Origin of the sequence: Longimicrobium sp. (assembly GCA_036377595.1) — a bacterium.
GTDB lineage: Bacteria > Gemmatimonadota > Gemmatimonadetes > Longimicrobiales > Longimicrobiaceae > Longimicrobium.
In genome coordinates this window covers 17,231-39,230 of record DASUYB010000162.1, presented here as the reverse complement: position 1 = coordinate 39,230, position 22,000 = coordinate 17,231, and the positions used below count along the sequence as shown (strand labels likewise).

General features: G+C 72.8%; 20 protein-coding genes. 2 read left to right on the top strand and 18 right to left on the bottom strand.

Annotated elements, in window-relative coordinates; all coding sequences use genetic code 11:
• Nucleotides 1–62 precede the first annotated feature (62 nt).
• Entirely contained in the window at nucleotides 63–2,024 is a 1,962-nt protein-coding gene (locus VF092_27735; protein HEX6751113.1) for an MDR family MFS transporter, read from the bottom strand.
• 268 nt (nucleotides 2,025–2,292) lie between these two features.
• Here VF092_27735 and VF092_27730 point away from each other — a divergent pair, with 268 nt between their 5' ends.
• On the top strand, nucleotides 2,293–2,544 hold the full coding sequence (locus VF092_27730) for a hypothetical protein (protein ID HEX6751112.1): 252 nt from the start codon (nucleotides 2,293–2,295) through the stop codon (nucleotides 2,542–2,544).
• 275 nt (nucleotides 2,545–2,819) lie between these two features.
• On the opposite strand, the gene VF092_27725 is transcribed toward VF092_27730, so the two are convergent.
• The 15 genes from VF092_27725 to VF092_27655 form a co-directional block, all read right to left on the bottom strand.
• Complete coding sequence (locus tag VF092_27725) at nucleotides 2,820–5,900, bottom strand: efflux RND transporter permease subunit (protein HEX6751111.1); 3,081 nt, start codon at nucleotides 5,898–5,900, stop codon at nucleotides 2,820–2,822.
• Nucleotides 5,897–6,952 (bottom strand): efflux RND transporter periplasmic adaptor subunit, encoded by a 1,056-nt coding sequence (locus tag VF092_27720; protein ID HEX6751110.1) that lies wholly within the window; start codon nucleotides 6,950–6,952, stop codon nucleotides 5,897–5,899. The genes VF092_27725 and VF092_27720 overlap by 4 nt, the downstream gene beginning before the upstream one ends.
• Nucleotides 6,953–7,041: 89 nt before the next feature.
• Entirely contained in the window at nucleotides 7,042–8,259 is a 1,218-nt protein-coding gene (locus tag VF092_27715; protein HEX6751109.1) for a TolC family protein, read from the bottom strand.
• Nucleotides 8,260–8,509: 250 nt separating this feature from the next.
• Complete coding sequence (locus VF092_27710; GenBank protein ID HEX6751108.1) at nucleotides 8,510–9,574, bottom strand: hypothetical protein; 1,065 nt, start codon at nucleotides 9,572–9,574, stop codon at nucleotides 8,510–8,512.
• A gap of 210 nt (nucleotides 9,575–9,784) precedes the next feature.
• On the bottom strand, nucleotides 9,785–10,249 hold the full coding sequence (locus VF092_27705) for a MaoC family dehydratase (protein ID HEX6751107.1): 465 nt from the start codon (nucleotides 10,247–10,249) through the stop codon (nucleotides 9,785–9,787).
• Nucleotides 10,250–10,399: 150 nt separating this feature from the next.
• Nucleotides 10,400–11,281, bottom strand: coding sequence for an ABC transporter permease (locus VF092_27700; GenBank protein HEX6751106.1), 882 nt, complete (start codon nucleotides 11,279–11,281; stop codon nucleotides 10,400–10,402).
• A 3-nt stretch (nucleotides 11,282–11,284) separates the two neighbouring features.
• Nucleotides 11,285–12,394: an ABC transporter permease gene (locus tag VF092_27695; GenBank protein HEX6751105.1), complete on the bottom strand. Its 1,110-nt coding sequence runs from the start codon at nucleotides 12,392–12,394 to the stop codon at nucleotides 11,285–11,287.
• On the bottom strand, nucleotides 12,391–13,938 hold the full coding sequence (locus VF092_27690; GenBank protein ID HEX6751104.1) for an ABC transporter ATP-binding protein: 1,548 nt from the start codon (nucleotides 13,936–13,938) through the stop codon (nucleotides 12,391–12,393). The genes VF092_27695 and VF092_27690 overlap by 4 nt, the downstream gene beginning before the upstream one ends.
• 32 nt (nucleotides 13,939–13,970) lie before the next feature.
• Nucleotides 13,971–15,026 carry a BMP family ABC transporter substrate-binding protein gene (locus VF092_27685; protein HEX6751103.1) on the bottom strand — a complete coding sequence of 352 codons (1,056 nt, stop codon included), beginning with the start codon at nucleotides 15,024–15,026 and terminating at the stop codon, nucleotides 13,971–13,973.
• 303 nt (nucleotides 15,027–15,329) lie between these two features.
• The gene (locus VF092_27680; protein HEX6751102.1) at nucleotides 15,330–15,521 is read right to left on the bottom strand and encodes a hypothetical protein; all 192 of its coding nucleotides are present in this window, start codon (nucleotides 15,519–15,521) and stop codon (nucleotides 15,330–15,332) included.
• 67 nt (nucleotides 15,522–15,588) lie between these two features.
• A complete protein-coding gene (locus VF092_27675; GenBank protein HEX6751101.1) occupies nucleotides 15,589–15,783 on the bottom strand; it encodes a hypothetical protein in 195 nt (64 codons plus the stop codon).
• A gap of 93 nt (nucleotides 15,784–15,876) precedes the next feature.
• Nucleotides 15,877–16,071, bottom strand: coding sequence for a hypothetical protein (locus tag VF092_27670; protein ID HEX6751100.1), 195 nt, complete (start codon nucleotides 16,069–16,071; stop codon nucleotides 15,877–15,879).
• A gap of 72 nt (nucleotides 16,072–16,143) precedes the next feature.
• Nucleotides 16,144–16,338, bottom strand: coding sequence for a hypothetical protein (locus VF092_27665; GenBank protein ID HEX6751099.1), 195 nt, complete (start codon nucleotides 16,336–16,338; stop codon nucleotides 16,144–16,146).
• A gap of 170 nt (nucleotides 16,339–16,508) precedes the next feature.
• Nucleotides 16,509–18,131, bottom strand: a complete 1,623-nt coding sequence (locus VF092_27660; GenBank protein ID HEX6751098.1) for a CHASE3 domain-containing protein — start codon at nucleotides 18,129–18,131, stop codon at nucleotides 16,509–16,511.
• 220 nt (nucleotides 18,132–18,351) lie between these two features.
• Complete coding sequence (locus VF092_27655; protein HEX6751097.1) at nucleotides 18,352–19,869, bottom strand: ATP-binding protein; 1,518 nt, start codon at nucleotides 19,867–19,869, stop codon at nucleotides 18,352–18,354.
• Between the two features lie 173 nt (nucleotides 19,870–20,042).
• Between VF092_27655 and VF092_27650 the strand changes: the two genes are divergently transcribed.
• Nucleotides 20,043–21,011 carry an ROK family protein gene (locus tag VF092_27650; protein ID HEX6751096.1) on the top strand — a complete coding sequence of 323 codons (969 nt, stop codon included), beginning with the start codon at nucleotides 20,043–20,045 and terminating at the stop codon, nucleotides 21,009–21,011.
• Nucleotides 21,012–21,160: 149 nt separating this feature from the next.
• Here VF092_27650 and VF092_27645 read toward each other — a convergent pair whose 3' ends face one another.
• Both VF092_27645 and VF092_27640 read right to left on the bottom strand, forming a co-directional pair.
• A complete protein-coding gene (locus VF092_27645; GenBank protein ID HEX6751095.1) occupies nucleotides 21,161–21,511 on the bottom strand; it encodes a hypothetical protein in 351 nt (116 codons plus the stop codon).
• Nucleotides 21,508–21,882 carry a hypothetical protein gene (locus VF092_27640; protein ID HEX6751094.1) on the bottom strand — a complete coding sequence of 125 codons (375 nt, stop codon included), beginning with the start codon at nucleotides 21,880–21,882 and terminating at the stop codon, nucleotides 21,508–21,510. Before VF092_27640 ends, VF092_27645 begins: the two co-directional genes overlap by 4 nt.
• Nucleotides 21,883–22,000: the final 118 nt, after the last annotated feature.

The following is a 22,000-nucleotide window of genomic DNA, read 5'->3' as shown; positions in this document are numbered from 1 at the left end:
AGAGGTCGCAGAGAGCTTCCCGCCCTCTGCGACCTCTGCGCCCTCTGCGTGAGACCTGCTTCTCAATCGCGTTCCTCCACCACGTCGGCCGCGACGCGCTCCAGCATGGTCGCGAGGCCGGCGTGGTGCTCGGGGTCCCATCCCTCCACCAGGCTGCACAGCCACTCGCGCGCGGCGGAGCGCAGCCGGCCGAGCGTCTCCGCGCCGCGCGGGGTGAGCGCGCCGCCGTCGATCATCCCCTCGGCGCGCAGCTCGGCGTCGGCCTGGCGCAGGCGCGTGGGCTCGATGCCGAACTCCGTCCCCACGCGGAAAGGGTCGGCGTCGCGCCCGTGGCCGATGCGCGACAGCAGCCACACCGCCGCGGGCGAGAGCGCGACGCCGGCCATCGCCGACACCTTCTCGATCATCCGCACCTTGGCGTCGCGGTGCATCAGCGCCCACAGCGCGCGAGAGAAGGGCGGCCACGGCTCGTCGTCCTGCGGCATCGCCATGGTCTCGCCCACGCCGGCGCCGCCGCCTGCCGCCACCGAGGCGCGCAGCGGCCGCTCCTCCAGCAGCCACGACAGCGCGAACGCGACGACCGCCACGAACGCGGCCACGAGGAAGACGGTGTCGAGCGAGTCGGTGAACGCGCCCAGGAACATCGACCGCGTCGCCGCCGGCATCTGCCGCAGCGCCGCCGGGTCCAGGCGCGCACCCGTCGCCTGTGCACCGCCCGGCATCACCCGCGCGAGCGCCTGGGCCAGCTCCGCGGCGAACACCGCGCCCAGCACCGCCGTCCCCAGCGAGCCGCCGATGGAGCGGAAGAGCGTGGCCCCGCTCGTCGCCACGCCCAGGTCCTCGTACTCCACCGAGTTCTGCACGGCCAGCACCAGCACCTGCATCACCATCCCCAGCCCCATCCCCACGATCAGCATGTACAGCGACGCGGTGACGAGGCTGGTGTCCGCGTGCATCCGCGAGAGGAGGAAGAGGCCCACCGTCATCACCGCCGTCCCCGCGATGGGAAAGACGCGGTAGCGCCCCCAGCGGGAGATGAGCTGGCCGGAGGCGATCGACGTCACCAGCATCCCGCCCATCACCGGCAGCAGCTGCAGGCCGGACGACGTCGGACTCGCCCCTTTCACCGTCTGCAGGAAGAGCGGGAGATAGGTGATGGAGCCGAACATCGCGAAGCCGACGACGACGCCCACCGCGCTGCTGACCGTGAAGATGCGGTTGCGGAAGAGCCTGAGCGGCAGCACCGGCTCGGCCGCGCGCCGCTCGATCCAGACGAAGAGGGAGAGGAAGATGGCGCTGGCGACGCCGAGCCCCACGATCTGCGGCGATCCCCACGGGTACGTCGTCCCGCCCAGGTCGGTGAGCAGGATGATGCCGCTGAGCGCCGCCGCCAGCGTTCCCGCGCCGAGCCAGTCGATGCGGTGGCGCCTGCGCTCCGGGTTCGCGGGGAGCGTCGCGGCGAGGACGAGCATCGCCACGATGCCGAGCGGGAGGTTGATGTAGAAGATCCAGCGCCACGACAGGTGGGTGGTGAAGAACCCGCCGATCAGTGGCCCGGCCACGCTGGAGAGCCCGAACACCGCGCCGAAGATCCCCTGGTAGCGCCCGCGCTCGCGCGGGGGGATCACGTCGCCGACGGCGGCCATCGAGCTCACCATCAGCCCGCCGCCGCCGAGGCCCTGCAGCGCGCAGAACGCGATCAGCGCCTCCAGCGAGCGCGCCTGCCCGCACAGCGCCGAGCCCAGCAGGAAGACGACGACCGCCGTCTGCAGCACGAGCTTGCGCCCGTACAGGTCGCCCAGCTTGCCGTACAGCGGGGTGACGACGGTCTGCGCCAGCAGGTACGCCGTCACCACCCAGGCGAGATGTCCGACGCCGCCCAGCTCGCCCACGATGGTCGGCAGCGCCGTGGCCACGATGGTGGAGTCGAGCGCGGCCAGCAGCATCACCAGCAGCAGCCCGCTGAACACCACCCACACGCTCCGCTCCTCCTCCGCCCGCACCGCCTGCTCCACCATCCCCATCCCCCCGAATCCGTTGCCGTGACTGCGCGATGCGCGGTTCCTCTCGCAAACCCGGTTCCCGCGCGGATGTAGACGGGGATGAGGCCTCACGCGGAGCCGCGGAGACGCGGAGAACCCAGCGCCGGGGGTGAGTTCTCCGCGACTCCGCGTCTCCGCGTGAGGCCTCAGTTTCTGGAGATCCGGCGCGGCGCGTCCGCCGTAGAGTGTGCACGGGGCCGAAACGGGGCCGCGCTCAACCGCAACGACTCGACATCAGCGGAGGTGCACGATGGGCAAGCTCAAGCTCGACCTGGACGACCTTCACGTCGAAAGCTTCCAGGCGCAGCCGGAGAAGGTGGAGCGACGCGGAACGGTGGAGGGGCGGGAGTTCACCTTCGGGTGCTCCTTCTTCGGCCGCACCTGCGACACCTGCGCCGGGCAGTTCACCTGCGGCGCCTCGTGCGAGGGCACCTGCGGCATCACCTGCGCCCTGAGCAGGTGCGACCAGTTCTGCCCCGACACCGGTCCGATCCTGGTGTGATCCCGGATCTTCAAAAGTCGCCAATACCAGGTCCGGGTCGAGTATTGGTGCGTCCGACCGGATCCCGTGCTGCCGCGATGATAGATCCTTCGGCCTGCAACCGCTTGCGCAGACGCTGATTACGGTCTGGCCGGCCTCAGGATGACGTCAGTGTGGGATCGGTCCGGGTACATCAACCCAATTCCCGGATTTCGTCAACGAGGGCACGGAGGATGGCGGACCGAGCGCCGGCTCCTCCGTGTCCCCGGTTGGAGAATGCAGAAAATCAATTCGAATCACCCCAGCCGGTACTCGCGGCCGCGGATGGCCACGACGAAGCCGGGGACGAGGAAGAGGGTGATCGGCGTCGACAGCGCCAGCCCGCCGATAACCGCCAGCGCGAGGGGGCGCTGCAGCTCGGAGCCCGCGCCCAGGCCCAGCGCCAGCGGGAGCAGGCCGAACAGCGTGCACAGCGTGGTCATCAGGATCGGCCGCAGGCGCGTGCGCGCGGCCACGCGGACGGCCTCGCCCAGCGGCTCGCCCTCGTGCCGCATGCGGTGATGGGTAAAGTCGAGGAGGATGATCCCGTTCTTCACGATCAGCCCCACCAGCAGCACCATCCCCATCAGGCTGGAGACGTTCAGCGGGGTGCCGGTGGCCAGCAGCAGCGCCAGCGCGCCCACGAACGAGAGCGGCGCCGCCAGGGCGATGATCAGCGGCTCCACGAACGAGCGGAACTGGATCACCATCACCGCGATCACCGACAGCCCGGCCAGCGCGAGCACGGCCAGCAGCGAACGGAACGCGGCCTGCTGCCCCGCCCAGGCGCCGCCGATCTCCACCCGCACGCCCGGCGGCGCGGGGTGCGCGGCCAGGATCCGCCGGACGTCGGCCATCACCGCGCCCAGCGAGCGCCCCTCCACCCCGCCGGTGACGGCGATGGCCGGGCGCTGGTTCTCGCGCCTCAGCTCGGCGCGCTCGCTGCCGCGGACGACGGTGGCCACGGAGCCGAGCGGCACGTCGCCCCCGGTCGACGCGCTGAACACGGGGAGCGTGGGAAGCCGCAGCGGGTCGAAGCGCACGTCGTCGGGTGCGTGCACGCGCACGCCCACCGTGCGGTCGCCGGCGCGGACCTGCCCCGCCTCGGCCCCCAGCAGCTCGGCGGCCAGTTGCGTGTTCACGTCGTCGCCCGTCAGCCCCACGCGCGCGGCGCGGGCGGGATCGACGCGGACGTGCATCTCCGGCGCGGGCTCGCTCACCCCGCTCTGGAGATCGACGAGCCCGTCCACCTTCTCCATCGGCGCGGCAATCGTCCTCGCGTACGCCTCCATGCGATCGAGATCGTCGCCGAAGAGCTTGATCTCCACCGGGCTGGCGCTGCCGGCCAGGTCGTTGATCACGTCGGAAAGGATCTGCACGAACTCGATGCTCAGCCGCGGGAGCCGCGACTCGATCTTTCCCCGCACCTCGTCGATCACCTCGAAGGAGCTGCGATCGCGCCGGCTGGGCGCCTTGAGCCGCACCACCATGTCGCCCACGTTCTGCTCGGTGGCGAACAGCCCCAGCTCCGCGCCCGTGCGCCGGCTGATCCCCTCCACCTCGGGCGTGGCCATCAGGATGCGCTCGGCCACGTGCAGCTGCCGGTCGGTCTCGGCCAGGTCCGTCCCCCCGGGGGTGAAGTAGTCGAGCACGAACGCCCCCTCGTCCATCTCCGGCAGGAACCCCGTCCCCACGAAGCGCTGCGCCAGCCAGCCGGCCGCCACCAGGCCGACGGCCACCGCGAAGAGCCGGCGGGGGTGCCGCAGCAGCCGCGTGAGCGTGCGCTCGTAGCCGTCCGTCAGCCGGCGCAGCCCGCGGCCGATGCGCGCGGGGATGCCGCGGACGCCGGGGCGCGGGACCTCGTCCTCGTCCACGTCCTCCTCGCCCTCGCGGATCAGCTGGTCGGCCAGCAGGGGGATGATCGTCAACGCGAGGACGAGCGAGACCAGGACGGCCAGGGAAAGGGTGATGGAGAGCGCCTTGAAGAACTGGCCGACGACGCCCTGCAGGAGGCCGAGGGGGAGGAAGACGACCACGGTGGTGAGCGTCGACGTGGTCACCGGCCAGACCAGCTCGTCCACCGCCTCGCGGATGGCCGTCCTCCGGTCCGGCGCCAGCGCCAGGTGGCGGGCGATGTTCTCGGTGACCACCACGCTGTCGTCGATCACCAGCCCGATGGCGATGGCCATCCCGCCCAGCGTCATCAGGTTGAAGGTCTGCCCCAGCAGCCACATCCCCAGCACGGAGACGGCCATGGTCAGGGGGATCGACGCCGCGCTGATGGCGGTGATGCGGCCGTGGCGGAGGAAGAGGAGAAGGACGATCACCGCCAGGACGGCGCCCGCGAGCATGGCGTCGCGCACCGAGCCCACCGCCTCGCGCACCAGCACGGCCTGGTCGTAGACGGGCTTCAGCCGCATCCCCCGCGGCAGGGTGCGCTGCAGCGCCGCCATCTCCTTCGCCACGCTGTCGGTGATGGCCACGGTGTTGCCGCCCACCTGGCGGGAGATGTTGATCAGCGCGGCGGGCTTCCCGTCTCCCGCCACGAGCGCGACGTGGTCCTCGGTACCCATCGCCACCGTGGCCACGTCGCGCACGCGCGTGCCGGGGCGCACCACGACGTTCGCGACGTCGTCGGCCGTGTGCGCCTCGAGGTCGGTGACCACCAGGTACTGCTGGTAGTCCTGCGTCTCGCGTCCCACCGCGGCCGGCTGGACGCCGGCGCGGATGGCGTCGGCCAGCCCGGTGTAGCTGAGCCCGAGCGTGGTCATGCGCACGGGGTCGGCGATCACCTCCAGCTCGCGCACGTCGCTTCCCTGCACCTCCACGCGGCTGACGCCGGGGATGCGGGAGACGACGGGGCGGATCTGGTAGAGGGCGGCGTCGTAGAGGTCGGTGGTGCTGCCGCCGGTGAGGTTGTAGCTGAGGATGGGGAAGACGGTGGGGGTCAGCCGCTCCACCTGGATGGACAGGCCGGCGGGGAGGCCGGGCTGCGCCTCGTTGACGCGGGCCTGGGTGAGCTGCAGCGCCTGCGCCATGTCGGTGCGCGGCGCGAAGTCCACCGAGACCTCCACGCTCCCGCGAATGCTGCGCGAGCGCACGCGCTGCACCCCGGGGACGTTGCTGACCGCCTCTTCCAGGGGGCGGGTGATGGCGAACACCACCTGCTGCGCATCGAGCGCCGACCCCTGCGCGATCACCGCGATGCGCGGGAAGGTCAGCTCCGGATAGATGGCCGACGGGAGCCGCGTGGCCGCCCAGGCGCCCGCCGCGCTCAGCAGCGCCACGGCCAGGTACACGAAGCGGCGCTGGGCGGCCAGCGCGTCCACCAGCCTCATGGCGCCGCCGCGCGGCGGACGCGGGCGCCGTCCTGCACCCCGTAGGCGCCCTGCGCCACCACGGTCTCGCCGCCGCGCAGCCCTCTGGTGATGGCGACGACGTCCTGCCGCCGCTCGCCGACGGCGACGGGGCGCGCGTGGGCGACCCCCTGCGCGTCCACCACGAACACCTGCTCGCCGCCCTCGGCGGGGACGAGCGCCGCGGCGGGGACGGTGACCACGCCGGCCCCCGCGGCCACCTCGATGGAGGCCAGCACGTCCTGGCCCACGAAGAGGCGGCCGGCGGGGCGGGTGAGGGCGGCGCGCACGTCCACGCTGCCGTTGGCCGTGTCGATCACCGCGCCGACTCCCGTCACCACGCCCTCGCCCAGCGCGGGGCCGCCCGCGTCGCGTCCGGCGCTCAGGTGCACGGGCTGGCGCGGCTGGATGCGTCCGGCCTGCTCGGGCGGCATGGACAGGTGGATCTCCAGCCCGGCGGGGTCGACCACCTGCACCAGCGTGGTGGCCGGGTCGGCCTGCGCGTTCAGCCGCGCGTTGACGGCGGCCACGATGCCGGAGATGGGCGAGCGCAGGGTGGCCTGGCCCAGCGTGCTGCGCGCCGCGATGGCGGCGGCGTTGGCGTCGGCCAGCGCGGCGGCGGCGGCCTCGGCGTCCTTGCGCGGGAGGATGCCGGCGTCGGCCAGGCGGCGCGCGCGCTGGTAGGCCTGCTGCGCCGTCACCCGCGCGACGTCGGTGCGCCGCACCTCGGCGGCGAACACCGTCTGGTCGAGCGCCACCAGCGGCTGGCCCGCGGCGACCGCCTGGCCGGTGGTGACGAAGATGCGGGTCACGCGGGCCTGCACCGGTGCCGCCAGCTCGGCCACGTGCCCCGGCGCCGCGTCCACCACCCCCAGCGCGGTGACGGTCACGGGAAAGGCCTGCGCCTGCGCCACCGCCGTCTGCGCGACGACTTCGGGCGCCGCCTCGGCCTCTTCGTCTCCCCCGCCGTCGCCGCCCTTCCCTCCGCACGCCGCCAGCGCCAGCAGCGCCATCCCCAGCGCCGCAGCCGCCATCGCACGCCGGCCGGGGACGTGAAACGGATCCGGATCTCCCGTCCCAACGCACTCCCGCACCTTCGCACTCCCGCACTTTCGTACTTCCCTCATGGCACGCTCCCCACCATGCGGGCCAGCGCCGCGGCGCTCTCGGCCGACCGCAGCGCGGCCAGGTCCTGGATGTACTGCCGCAGCACGTCGCGGGCGGCGCGGCGCGCGTCGATCACGGTGGTGATGGGGAACGCGCCCTCCCGGTATCCCTGCGTGGAGAGGGCGACCACGCGCTCGGCGTGGGCCAGCAGCGCGCGCCCGCGCTCGACGCTGACCGCCGCGGCCGCGCGATCGCGTTCCGCCGCCGCCAGCGCCGCCGCGCCCTCGCGCCGCGCGGCCTCGAGCTCGGCCTCGGCGCGCTGCAGCTGCGCTCGCGCCACGGCGATCGGTCCGCGATTGCGGTCCCACAGCGGCAGGGGGATGGAGATGCCGAAGGTGGGGAGGTACCCCGGCTCGCCCCCCGTGGGGTCGTGCCACTCCACCCCGCCGGTGACGGCCGGCGCGGCCCAGCGGTTGGCCCGCTCCATCGCGAGCGATGCCGTGCGCGCCTGCACGTCGGCCTCGGCCGCGGCGGTGCGCAGCGGCGGCGCCCCGCCGTCACCAGGGGTGACGCGGGGCGCGAGCGGCGGGAGCGAGGCCAGCGAGTCGGCCAGGACGATCGTGGGGTGCGCGGAGGGGATCCCCATCAGCGCCTGCAGGTCGAGGAGCGCGGCCACGGCGGCCAGCGAATCGGCCAGGGCGGCGGATTGCAGCCCCCCCTGGGCGACGAGCGCCAGCTCCACGTCCAGCTCGCTCGCATCTCCGGCCTGCTGGCGGGTGCGGGCGATGCGCACCAGCTCCTGGCCCTCGCGCTCGGTGCGCGCGGAAAGGGTGAACAGCTCGCGCGCGGCCGCCGCCTGCACGTACGCGCTATCGACGGCATAGCGCACGGCGGCGCGCTCGATCTCCAGCCGGTAGCGCGCGCCCAGCGCACCCGCCTGCGCGGCGCGGATACGCGCGCCGCGCAGCCAGGGAAACTCCAGCGGCTGGTCGGCGGTGAGATGGTACTGCGGCGCGGACTTCGAGTAGTCCGCCGCCACGGTGGGGTTGGGGAAGGCGCGGGCGGTGAGCACGTCCGCCCGCGCAGCCGCCTCGTCCGCCGCGGCGATGCGGACGCGCGCGCCGTTGGCCAGCGCCGCGGCTTCGGCCTGCGCCAGCGTCACGCGCTGCTGCGCCCGCGCGTGCGGCACGACGGCGCCCGCGCAGAGCCCCACCACCATCCACCGCATCCGCATCGGACTCCCGGCCCGGTGTTGAAACGCCGTGTGATGCCGAATCCGGGGATTCAGCCTGGCGCATCCGCGCCGTTACCCGGATCGAGTGCGACGCCGCGGGTGGGACGCGGCGTGACTCCGGGTTCGGCAAACACTGCGCCGGAGTGGATCGAGACGGTGAGATTCGCCGCCCGGGTCTGCGACGATGCACTTCGCCAAGGTTCGGCGGCGATGGGAATTCACCGCGGCCGGGGAGATCAGCGGCCGCGCTTCAATGATGCATCCCCGGCATCCCGTGCATGTCGCCGGAATGTGCGGCGGGGTCGGTGGAGTTGGCGCGCAGGTCCAGCTGGTACTCCTGGCTGCGCGCGTCGATGGCCGGCCAGCGCGCCGGATCTGCGGGGATCACCGCTCCGCCCGCGGCGCCCATCCCGCCGCCGGGGATCATGCGCCCGGTGGGATTCTCGTACACGGCCGTCAGGCGATAGCGGTGGTCGGGGCGCACGGAAACCGGGCGCAGGAAGGTGTGCGTCGGCATCCGCAGCACCTCGCCCGACGGGTCGCGCTCGGGCCGGCCGACCCACAGCGTCTTCCCGGCGGTCACGTCCTCCAGCCGCAGCGCCACGCCGTAGCGGTGCAGGTGCCCGCCGATCCCCAGGATGCGCCCGGCCACCGCGGGGCTCCCTTCCCACGACCGCTGCGTGCGGCCGGGCGGCAGGTTCCACGCGCGCTGGGTGCCGGTCGGCATCACGTCCATCGAGAAGGGGACGATGCTGATGGGGCGGATCCACGCGTCGGCCGGCTTCAGCGGCATGCGCACGCGGATGCGGACGCCGCGGTAGGCCGACGCGCTCTCGTTGTCCAGCATCCCCGCGATCAGCAGCGGATCGCCGCGGCGCAGCCGGTAGCCCACCATCGACGGGAGCCGCACCTCGGGCGTCTCGTGCCCCGCGGCCACGATCCGCAGCATGATGGGGTTGAACAGCCCGCGCCGGTTCGGCACCACCACGATCACGTGGTGCAGCATCTGGCGCGGAACCACGCGCCCGCGCGCGTCCACCAGCTCCACCGCGTATCCATGCAGCCAGCCGCCCACCGGCGACGCGGCCTGCACGGGCAGGACCTGCGCGTGCCCCGAGCGCGCGGCCAGGTCCACCGCGCGCGACTCCACAACCAGCTCGCCACGCGCGCGGTCGGCGTACACGTGCACCGCCGGCGTGGCGGTGGCTCTCGTGGGCGACCCGCCGCCGTGCTCGACGGCCGGCTGCGAGCGCGCGGCCGTCGCGCAGAGCAGGGCCGCGGCCAGGAAGCGGACCTGGCCTTTCGTCATGGTCATGCTACGGCCCTCGGACTGAGAGGGGGATGCATGCGCAGGATTTCCGGCGAGATTGCGAAGGGGAAGGAATGAAGGGGAAAGATGATTCCAGACCGACTGCGCCGCGCGAATCACCACCGTCATCATCCGCCCGCGACCGAAGAATGGTCACCATGGTACCTCTCCGGCGCCCGTTTAACAACGCTGTCCGCGCCCGGCGCCGGCCGATGGTTATGGGCGCGTGCGGAAGAAGTTGAGCGCGCTGAGCGTCATCACCACCTCGCCGCGCTGGTTCAGCACCTCGACGTCGGAGCGCACCAGGCCGCGGTCCGGCCTGCTTCGCGAACGCCGTGCCTCCGCGACGGTCACGCGTAGCACCAGCTCGTCGCCCGGGCGCACGGGCTTCAGCCAGCGCAGGTCGTCGACGCCGGGGGAGACGAGCGTGGCCACCTTCGAGAGATAGTGGTCGGAGTAGAGCCGCATCATCAGCCCAGCCGTGTGCCACCCGCTGGCGATCAGCCCGCCGTACTCCGTCTCCGCCGCGGCGGAAGGGTCGGTGTGGAACGGCTGCGGGTCGAACCTCCGCCCGAACGCCAGCACCTCCTCCTCGCGCACGACAATCGAGCCGAACTCGTGCACCGAGCCCGGCTCGTAGTCTTCGAACCAGCGGTCTTCGCGTGGAACCCTGAAGCTCACCGCCGCACCCGCCTTCCGGTCACCGCACCACAGCCCGTCAAGCGCGAAGTCCGCGAAGGCGGACTGTGTGTCGTTGTAGCCGCGAGTTCACTCGCATTGTCACGCCGAAAACCCGCGTACTGACGATCGATCCCACTCGCGTGTCGCGCCTCAATCCTCCGCCCGCCCCAGCGCGGCGGGCGGCACGCTGCGGCCCACGATGCCGGCCAGCGCGATGATCGTCAGCACGTAGGGGATCATCGAGACGAACTGGCTGGGGATGGCCTGCAGCCCCTGCAGCTGGATCTGCAGCGTCTCCGCGGCGGCGAAGAAGAGGCAGGCGATGCCGGCGCGAACCGGGTCCCATCGCCCGAAGATCACCGCCGCCAGGGCCACGTAGCCGCGCCCCGCCGTCATCTGGTCGGTGAACTGGTGCTGGTCGAGCGCCAGGTACGCCCCGCCCAGCGCCGCCAGCACCCCGCTCATCGCCACCGCCAGGTAGCGCACGCGGGGGACGGGGACGCCCACGGACTCGGCCGCCAGCGGGTGCTCGCCCACGGCGCGGACGCGCAGGCCGAAGGGGGTGCGGTACATCAGCCATCCCATCGCCGGCACCAGCGCGATCCCCAGCCACACCAGCGGGTTGGAGACGAGCGCCATCAGCCCCGATCCCGCGTTCTCGCCCCCGAAGCCGGGGACGCGCGGCGAGTTGGACGAGCTGTCGAACGCTAGGTGCAGGAAGAAGCGCGTCAGGCCGACGACCAGCAGGTTGATGGCGATCCCCACCACGATCTGGTCGGCCTTGTAGCGGATCGACGCCACCGCGTGCAGCAGCCCCATCACCAGCCCGCCCGCGACGCCGCAGAGGAGCCCGATCCACGGGCTCCCGCCGTAGTACGAGCCCAGCGTGGCGCAGAAGGCGCCGGAGAGCATGAACCCCTCGAGCGTCAGCGACACCACGCCCGCGCGCTCCGCCACCACCCCGCCGCTGGCCGCGAACAGGTAGGGGATGGCGATGCGGATGGCCTGCAGGATGAAGGTGATCACGATCATGGCTCAGGCCCTCCGCGGCTGGAGACGGAGAAGTCGCCGCACCTCGGGCACGGCCACGGCCACCGCCAGGATCACCACCCCCTGCAGCACCTCCACCATCTGCTTGGGCACCACCGCGTTGATCGCCAGCCCGCCCTGCGACAGCGTGGCGAAGAAGAGCGCCGCCAGCACCACGCCCCGCGGATCGTTGCGGCCGACCAGCGCCACGGCGATCCCCAGGAACCCCGCGCCGCCCGCGAAGCCGTCCTCGTAGTAGTGCTTGTAGCCCAGCACGAAGTTCACCCCGCCCAGCCCCGCCAGCGCGCCGGACACCGCCATCGCCCGCAGCCAGACGCCGCCCACGCGCACCCCGGCGTACTCCGCCGCGTCCGGCTGCAGCCCCACCGCGCGCAGCTCGTATCCCCGCCGCGTGCGGAACAGGTACCAGCCCACCGCCGCCGCGGAGATCAGCGCCAGGAGAATCGTCCAGTTCGCCGCCGACCCCGCGAACGGTCCGCCGAGACGGGGGATGGCGCCCGCGTGGATGTCGGGCGTGTGCAGCGTCTCCGGCACGTGGAGATGGGCCGCAACGATCCAGTTCAGCAGCGCCAGGGTGATGAAGTTCAGCATGATGGTGACGATCACCTCGTGCGCGCCGAAGCGGGCCTTCAGCGCGCCGGGGACCGCGCCCACCGCGCCGCCGCCCACCGCCGCGGCGACGAGGCACAGCGGCACCGCCAGCACCCCCGGCGTCCCCGCGGGAAGGACGAGGCCGAGCACCGCGGCCAGGAAGCCGCCCGCCGCCAGCTGCCCCTCCGCGCCGATGTTGAAGAGCCCCGCCCGCAAGGCGAGCGCGACCGCGAGGCCGGTGAAGGTCAGCGTGGTCGCCTTGAACAGCACCTGCCCGAAGCCGTAGGCGTTCCCCCACGTCCCCTCCAGCAGGAGCCGGTAGACGGCGCCGGGGGACTGGCCCATGGAGAGGATCAGCAGGTCGCCGATGACCAGCGCGATCACGATGGCCACGACGGGCGGGAGGAGCGCCTCCTCCAGCCGCGCGCGCCACGCCGTGGCGGCGGTGCCGCCCCTGGTCTCCGGCGCGGCGGGCGGGGTCTGCTGCACGGTGGTGGTGCTCACGCGGCCTCCCGCTGCGCGCCGGTCATGTAGGGGCCGAGAACCTCCTCGCTGGCCTCGGCGCGCGGCATCACCGCCACGAATCTCCCTCCGTACATCACCGCCACGCGGTCGGCGAGCGCCAGGACCTCGTTCAGCTCGGCGGAGACGAGCAGGATCGCCTTCCCCGCGTCCCGCGCCTGGCGCAGGCGGTCGTGGATCAGCTCCACCGCGCCCACGTCCACGCCGCGCGTCGGCTGCGCGGCCAGGAGGACGGAGAAGTCGCGCATCATCTCCCGCGCGACGACGACTTTCTGCTGGTTGCCGCCGGAGAGGGCGCGCGCGGGGAGACCCGGGTCGGCCGGGCGCACGTCGTAGGCGCGCACCTGCTCGTCCGCGTTGCGGGCGATGCGGTCGCGGTCGAGCGCCAGCCCCTTCTGGAAGCGGTGCTGCTGGCCGAGGACCAGGTTCTCGGCCACGGAGTAGTCGAGCAGCAGCCCGCGCCGGTGCCGGTCCTCGGGGATGTGCGACAGCCCCGCGTCGCCCCGCCCGCGCACCGCCGTCGCGGTGACGTCATCGCCGCCGAGCAGGATCTGTCCCGCGGTGACGGGGGTGAGGCCGGCAATCGCCTCGATCAGCTCCGTCTGCCCGTTCCCCTCCACCCCCGCGATCCCCAGGATCTCCCCCGGGCGCACCTGGAAGCTGACGCCGTCCACCGCGCGCGGGCGGCCGTGGGCGCCGACCACCAGGTCGCGCACCTCCAGCGCGGGCGCGGCGCCGGGAGCCGTCTTCCCCGGGCGATAGACATCGGCTTCCGCGGCCAGCGCCACCTCGCGCCCCACCATCGCGCGGGCGATGTCGCCGGGCGAGGTCTCCGCAGTGCGGATGCGGCCAACCGTGGTCCCCGCGCGCATCACCGTGATGTTGTCGGAGATGTCCATCACCTCGTCGAGCCGGTGGGTGATCAGGACGACGGTGGCGCCCTCGTCCCTCAATCCCCGCAGCACCCCCCACAGCTCCTGCACCTCGGGCGGCGAGAGGACGGCGGTGGGCTCGTCGAGGATCAGCACCTTGGCCCCGCGCAGCAGCGCCTTGAGGATCTCCACCCGCTGCGCCTCGCCCACGGACAGCTCGCTCACGCGGCGGGCGGGATCGACGGCGAGGCCGGTGCGGCGCGCCAGCTCTTCCACCTCGCGGCGCGCCTTCTCCCGGTCGAGCACCAGCCCCTGCCGCGGCTCGGTGCCGAGAACCGCGTTCTCCGCGACGGTGAGGGTGGGGACGAGCATGAAGTGCTGGTGCACCATCCCCACGCCGGCGGCGATGGCCTGCGCGGTGGTCCACCCGGTCACGTCGCGGCCGAAGACCTCCACCGTGCCCGCGTCGGGGGTGAACATCCCGCTCAGGATGCGCATCAGCGTGCTCTTGCCGGCGCCGTTCTCGCCGACCAGCGCGTGGATCTCGCCGGCGCCGACCTCCAGGCTGGCCCCGCGGTTGGCGCGCACGGGGCCGAAGCTCTTGTCGATGCCGGCCATGCGCACCACGGGGGCGGCGGATGGTTGTTCAGGCAAGGGTCCGCGGAAGGGAAGGGGGATGATGAAGCTCAGCGCTCGCTGGGCACCTGGATGCGCCCGGCGATGATGTCGGCCTTGAGCTGCTCCACGCGGGCGCGCACCGAGTCGGGGATCAGCGCGCGGTTGTTCTCGTCGTACACGTAGCGCACGCCGTTCTCGCGCAGCCCGAACCAGTCGATGCCGCCGTGGAAGGTGCCGTTCCGCACCTTCGCGACCTCGTCGAACACGGCCTGGTCCACGCCCTTGACCATGCTGGTGAGGACGTACCCCGGTGCCTCGGCGTACTGGTCGGCGTCGACGCCGATGGCCAGCTTGTGCGTGGCCCGCGCCGCCTCGAACACCCCCAGCCCCGTCGACCCCGAGGCGTGGAAGATCACGTCCACCCCCTGGTTGTACTGGCTGAGCGCCAGCTCCTTCCCCTTGCCGGGGTTGCGGAAGGCCTCGGGAGTGACGCCGGCGTACTGCGCGATCACGCGGCAGTCGGGGCACACGGCGCGCACGCCGGCCTTGTAGCCCGCCTCGAACTTGTGGATCAGGGGGATGTCCATCCCGCCCACGAACCCGACGCGCTTCGTCTTCGAGGTCAGCGCGGCGATGGCGCCCACCAGGAAGGAGCCCTGCTCCTCGCGGAACTTGAGCGCGGCCAGGTTGGGGGGCGGGGGGATGACGTTGCCGTTCGCGTCCGTCTGCAGCGCGTAGTCGACCCCGGCGAAGTGGATGTCGGGATACTCCTTCGCCAGCAGCGTCAGGTCGTCGCTGAAGATGAAGCCGACGCCCACGACCAGATCGAGCCCCTGCGCGGCCAGGAGGCGGAGGCCGGCCTCGCGGTCGGAGCCCTCGCCGGGCTCCACCAGGCGCACGTCGGCGCCCAGCTCGCGCGCGGCGCGCATGGCGCCCAGGTAGGCGCCGTCGTTGAAGCTCTTGTCGCCGCGCCCGCCCACGTCGAACACGATGCCGACGGTGAGCCGGTGGCCGCCGTTGGCGGCGGCTGCCGCCGCGGGCGCCTGGGCGCCGCCGGGGCGGACGAACAGGAGGGCGACGTGCGCGGCCAGCAGCACGCCGATGAAGAGGAGGAGCTTGCGCATGGGCGTATAGAATCGTCCGCGCCCCGCACCGCGTCAAGCAGACGTTTCGCGGGGATGTCGTTGTGGTGGCGCGGCGAAGTACCCCGGCGGGGGCCCTCTCCCTGGCTGCCCGGCGCGACTGCGTCGTGTCCGGACAGCCTGTCCCTCCCCCAAAACCGACTGGGGGAGGGACCTGGGCGCGCTTCGCGCGCGGCTACTTCATCTCCCAGAGACTACGACGAAGCCCTCGCATCCGGGCGGATGCAAGGGCTTCATGCGTGATGGGCGCGGTTCGCCGGGGTGATACGCGATTTCGGCGCTCCGTCAGACGCAGCAGGCGTAGCGGGTGACGACCTCCTGCGCGTACGTCTCCTCGCCGCGCGAGGGGTTGCCGCAGGTGGGCTGAATGCTGCAGCCGCCGTCGTTCGCGCGCACCGTGCCCATCGCCCGCGCCGTGTCGCCCGCCTCGAAGGTCTCCACCTTCAGACCGTCCACGTTCATCCGCAGCTTGTTCATCCATCCCTCCATGAGAAAGGTTCGGCCCCCGCCGGGGCTCGGAACCCGGGCGGGGACGCCGGGTGGCTCAGACGCAGCAGGCGTAGCGGGTGTTCACCTCGAACTCGTACGTCTCCTCGCCGCGCGAGGCCACGCCGCAGGTGAACCCCTGGCTGCAGGTGCTGCCGTCGTAGCCCAGAACCGTGCCCTTTCCACGCTTCATCGCGTCCGGCGCGAAGCTTTCCACCTTCAGCCCGTTCAGGTCCAGCCGCAGCTTGTTCATGATTTCTCCATGGGTCGAGAGAGTTTCGCCCACGCCGGACGCATCCGGCGTGGACATGAACGGGCGTGCCGGTGGGGACGCCGCCCCGGCGTTTCAGATGCAGCAGCCGTAGCGCGTGGGAGGCTCCAGCTCGTACGACTCCTCGCTGCGCCACGAGATGCCGCAGGTGTACGCCACGCTGCAGTCGCTGTCGTCGTGCGCCCGCACCGTTCCCTTGCGCCCGGTCTTCGCGTCCGGCGCGAAGCTCTCCACCTTCAGCCGGTCCACGTCCAGCCGCAGCTTCTCCATGATGTCCCTCCATGAGTGGGTTCCAGCGCGTCGGAACGATCTCGCCCGTAGCGGGAGATCGCCCCCGTTCCGTCACACGCAGCAGACATAGCGGGAAGGGCCCTCCAGCTCGTACGTCTCCTCGCCGCGCGAGGCGATGCCGCAGGTGGGCTGGGCGCTGCAGGTGCTGTCGTCGTAGCCCAGCACCGTGCCCTTGCCGCCAGTCTTCGCGTCCGGCGCGAACGTCTCCACCCTCAGCCGCTCCATCTCCAGCCGCAGCTTGTCCATGGCGTCCTCCTCCAAAGTGAAGGTTCGCCCCGTCCGGGACCGGGTGGGGCAAAGTTGTGGGCGGGGACATTAACACAAAACACAGAATGTGCTGCGCGTCAAGGCGCACTCCGCGCGCTTGTCGCCGTATGTCCGCCTGTCCTGTGGGAGATCGGGCCGGTTTCCGCGGATCAGACCATCTCGGCCTCGCCGGCGCCGGCGGCGGCCTCGGGGTGGGCGTGCGGGTTGGGGACGCGGCGCAGGCGGAGGGTGAAGATGGAGCCCTTCCCCGGCTCGCTCTGCACCTCCAGCGACCCGCCCATCGCGCCGGCCAGCTCGCGGCTGATGGCCAGGCCCAGGCCCACGCCGCGCTGGCGCTCGGGTACCGCCTGGCGGTCCACCTGCACGAACGGCTCGAAGATGGTGGCGAGCTGGTCTTCGGCGATCCCCGGGCCGGTGTCGCGCACGTGGATGGCCACCATCTCCTCGCCGTCTTCCACGCAGTTGAGCGCCACCTCGCCGCCGGGGTCGGTGAACTTCACCGCGTTGCCCACGAGGTTCAGCAGCACCTGCTCCACCCGCTCGGGGTCGGCCGACACCCATACGCCCTCGGGGCCGGCGTCGGTCTCGAACTTCACCCCCTTCTCCGCCGCCTGGGGGAGGATGGAGGATTCCACGCCGCGCACGGTGGCCGCCAGCGGCACGTTCTCCAGCCGCACCTCCACGCGCCCGGCCTCGACGCGCGCGAAGTCCAGGATCCCCGTGATCAGCGACAGCAGGTGGCGCGAGCTGTTGCGGATGCGCTGCAGGTCGTCGGCCTGCGCCTGGGTCACGGGGCCGCGGATCCCCATCTCCAGCAGGTCGGCGTAGCCGGAGATGGCGTTCAGCGGCGTGCGCAGGTCGTGCGACATGGCGGCCAGGAAGCGCGCCTTGGCCAGGTTGGCCGCCTCGGCCGCCGTGGTGCGCGCCTGCAGCTCCTCCGTCAGCTCCTGCAGCGCGGCGTGCTGCATCTCCAGCTCGGCCTGCTGCTCCTGCAGCTGCGCGGACTGCGCCTCGAGCTCGGCCGACTGCTCCTGCAGGTGCTCGTTCTGCTGCTCGAGCTCCGCCTGCTGCGCCTCGAGCTGCGCGTTCGCCCGCTCCAGCTCCCCGGCGAAGGCGGCCTGGCTGGTGCCGTAGCGGTTCAGCATCCGGTTCAGCAGCAGCGTCACCACCGCCGACGCGGCGGCGCCGAGCACGATCAGCGCGGTCAGCAGCCGCGACCTGCGCGATTCCGTCGCAGCCCTCACCGCCATCTCCGTGCGCTCGCCGTCGGCGAGCGCGCCGGTGACGCGGCGGATCTCGTCCATCGTGGCCTTGCCGCGGCCGGAAGCGACGATCGCCAGCGCGGCCTCGCGCCGGCCGGCGCGCGCCGAGTCGATGGTCTCGTTCAGCTCGCCGAACTTGCGGCCGACGAGGAGCGACAGCGAGGCGACGCGCTCCCGCGTCGCCTGGGGGGCGTCTCCGGTCAGCCGGCCGACGTCCTGGATGCGCCGCTGCACGTCGGCCTCGGCGGCGCGGAACGGCTCCAGGTAGCGCGCGTCGCCGGTCAACAGGAAGCCGCGCTGCCCCGTCTCCGCGTCGACCAGGGTGGTGAGGAGCTGCTGCAGCGCCTCGATGGTCTCGTGGCTCTGGGTGACGTCGGCGCGCGAGCGGCTCTCGCGCACGGTGCCCCACCACCCGGCCGCGCCGAAGGCCAGCACCAGCACCGCGGGCGCCAGCACCGCGGCGATGCGCTGCGGGGTCGTCAGGCGGAGAGGCTGCGGGCTCGGAGGCATGGACCGCACCTCCTTCGGGGCGGGGCAGGGGGATCTGGAAGATGGTGTCGTTTCTTAACCTGCATCCATCCCGCCACAGGTTCAAGGTCCGTCACATGTTCACCACTCTTCGCATCTCCTGATCCCAATGATCTCACGCGGAGACGCGGAGACGCGGAGGAAACGATTCACTCCGCGTCTCCGCGCCTCCGCATGAGAATCCTTTAGGGGGACCGGTGGATCACACGGGCTTCGACTCTCCCGCGTGCGTGGCGGCGTCGGCGCGGGGGCGCGGATCGGGCGCGCGGGGGAGATGGAGGGTGAAGGTCGACCCGCGGCCGGGCTCGCTCTCCACCGTCAGCTCGCCGCCCATCGCGACGGCCAGCTCGCGGCTGATGGCCAGGCCGAGCCCGACCCCGCGCTGGTGCTGGGGGACCTGCTCGCGGTCCACCTGCACGAAGGGCTGGAAGATGAGCGGCACCTGCTCCGGCGGGATGCCGCGGCCGGTGTCGCGCACGTGGATGGCCACGCGCTCGCCCTCGTCCACGCACCGCACCGCCACCTCGCCGCCCGCGGGGGTGAACTTGATGGCGTTGCCGATCAGGTTCAGCAGCACGCGCTCGGTCTTCTCCGGGTCCGCCATCACCCACACCCCATCCGCCCCGTCGGACGAGTAGCGCAGCTGCTTCTGCGCGGCCTGGGGGAGGAACGACGACTCGGCCTGCCGCACCAGCGCCGCCGCGGGAACGGGCTCCGGCCGCACCTCCAGCTTCCCCGACTCGGTGCGGGCGAAGGAGAGGATCGACTCGATCAGCGACAGCAGGTGGCGGCTGCTGTCGCGGATGCGCTGCAGGTCGGCCTTCTGCGCCTCGGACACGGGGCCGCGCACGCCCATCTCCAGCAGCTCCACGTAGCCGGAGATGGCGTTCAACGGCGTGCGCAGGTCGTGCGACATCCCCGCCAGGAAGCGCGACTTGGCGCGGTTTGCCTCTTCGGCCGCGTCGGTGCGCTCCTGCAGCTCGGCGGTCAGCTGCTGCAGCGAGGCGGACTGCTCGGCCAGCTGCCGGTTCAGGCTGGCCATCTCTCCCGCGAACGCCTCCTGGCTGGCGCCGTAGCGCCCCAGCAGCCAGTTGACCGCCAGCGACACCGCCGCCGTCGCCAGCGCGCCGAGCACGACGAGCGCGATCAGACGCTCGGTGACGCCTTCCTCGTGCAGGTTGCGCTCCCGCAGCTCCGCTTCCTCGTCGCGCTGCAGCGCGGCCGCCACCCGCTCCACCTCGCCCGCGGCGGCCACGGCGCCGCCCGATTCCGAGCGCCGGACGGCCGCCGCGCGGTCGCCGCCCCGCGCCACGGTGATGCTCGCGCGCATCTCCGCCATCTCCCTCCCGATCAGCCGCTCCAGCGTGTCGGCCAGCGCGATCGAAGACTGAGCGTCGCCCTCCTTCAGCGCGCGCAGGCGGTCCAGGTGGGCGGGGAGGTCGGCCTCGGCGCGGGCGAACGGGGCCAGCGTGCGGGGATCGCCCGTGGCCAGGAAGCGCTGCTCGGCGGCCTCGGCCTCGGAGGAGGAGATCAGCACGCGCTGCAGCGTCTCGATGGTGCGGTGGCTCCGGTCCACGTCCAGGCGGCTGGCGCGCTCGCGCTGCGAGCCCCAGAAGCTGGCCGCGTCGAAGGCCAGCACCAGCAGCGCCGGGGTCAGCACGGCGGCCAGGCGCTGGCGCGGCGACAGCCGCAGGGGCCGGGGTCGGTCGGGTCGGGCCATGTCGATCACCATCCGCAATCTGCGAACCCGCCGCATCCCGCCGGCGGGCGCGTCTCTCGTTGGAGACGCCCGCGCGGCGCAGCGGGTTAACGCGCGGACGGTTGCCGGTCCTCGGGATGCGCGGCATCTTCGGCGCAAGGCACGCGCGGGCTCACCGGGGACGGGGGATGGGGATGAAGGACGACGGCCGGCTGGCGGTGGGGGTGGACGTCGGGGGGACGAAGACGGAGATCATCCTCGCCGGCCGCGGCGGGCGGAAGGTGGCCGAGCACCGCATCCCCACCGAGCCGGAGAACGGCGCGGAGACGGTGCTCGCGCGCGCGGCCCAGGCGGCGCGGTCCGAGTTCGGCGCCGGGATGCGGGGCGTGGCGACGATCGGCATCTCCGTCGCCGGGCAGGTGAGCCCGCGCGGCGTGCTGATCGGCGCGCCCAACCTGGGCTGGCACGGCGTGGACGTGCGCGGCCTGGCGCGGAAGGCGTTCGATCTTCCCGTCCTGGTCGCCAACGACGTGCGGTCGGCGACGTGGGCGGAGTGGCGGCTGGGCGGCGGCCGCGGCGTGCGCGACCTGCTGGTGCTCTTCCTGGGCACCGGCGTGGGCGGCGGCGCGGTGATCGGCGGGCGGCTGCTGGAGGGGTCCGGCGGCGTGGCGGGGGAGTTCGGCCACCTGACCGTGATCGCGGGGGGACGGCAGTGCCGCTGCGGCAACCGCGGGTGCCTGGAGGCCTACTGCGGCGGCTGGGCGATCGAGGAGCGGGCGCGCGAGGCCGCGCTCGCGCACCACAGCGCGGGCGCGGCGCTGATCCGCGCCGCCGGCGGCGCCGACGCCATCACCGGCGAGTCGGTGGCCGCCGCGCTGCGGGCGGGGGACGCGCTGGCACAGACGCTGATCGACGATACGGCGGAGGTGCTGGGCGCGGCGCTCGTCGGGCTGGTGAACGGGCTGAACCCGCGGCGGGTGATCCTGGGCGGCGGCGTGCTGGACGGCTTCCCCGAGCTGCGCGAGCGCGCGGCCGCCGCCGTCCGCGACCGCGCGCTCCCCGCCGCGCGCGAGAAGGTCGACATCGTCCAGGCCACCCTCCGCGACGACGCGCCCGCCCTCGGCGCGGCCGACCTCGCGCTGTCGCGCCTCAGGCGGCGGTGACGGGCGGATCGCGGTGCGTTCGGACGGATGACCAAAAGAGTCTCACACGGAGGGAACGGAGGAAACGGAGGACCGCGATGAGTTCCTCCGTTTCCTCCGTTCCCTCCGTGTGATTCATTCAGTTCTCAGACTCGATCACACGAACGGGATCAGTCCTCGACGGCCTGGTAGGGCGGCTCCTCGTCGTCGATGCCGGGGAGCTCTTCCTTGGGCCGCGTGGTGCGCGGGCGCTCGGGGTCGGAGAGGTCCATCCACGTCCACGGGACGACGTAGCCGCTGCGCCGGTGGCCGACGCCCAGCAGGTGCACCAGCCGCGGCACCAGCGTGGCCGACGTCAGCCGCGACGTCACGCCGTAGCGATCGACCAGGTACTGGCTCACGTACAGCTCGCCGCCGTGCGCCACGGCGCGGATCTCCTCGATGCGGCCGAGCTTCCTGCCGGCGGCGTCGTACACCATGCGCCCCAGCAGCAGCTCGACGTGGGCTTCCCGCGCGCTCATGAGCCGGGGAGCCTCCGCACCACCCTGCCCAGCCGGTGCTCCCAGTAGTACGCCGGCGTGGTGTCGGCGTCGATGTCGACCTCCACGTCCAGCTCGATCGCCTTCACCCTGCCGATGGGGATGCGGAAGGGCTCGCCGCGCGTGCCTCCCCAGCGGCGGACAATGGCGGCCAGCCAGCGGCCGAGCGGGTTGTGCAGCCGCCGCGCGAGCGTGACGCCGCCGACCTCGAGGTGGCTGACGCGGGGCGGCCCGTCTCCGGACAGGTCGAGCACGATCCCGTCCACCATCCCCATGGGCCGCCAGATGGAATCGACGATCTGCTGGTCCAGCAAATCGCCAACGAGCTCGTACTGCCGCCCTTCGTCGATCATCGCTCGTCACTCCTGGATCGGCGCGGCCCTCTCCCCCCGGCCCCCTCCCCCAAAACCGACTGGGGGAGGGGGAGACCTCAGCGTGGGGAGACGGTTCGTGTGCGTCCCCTTCACCCTC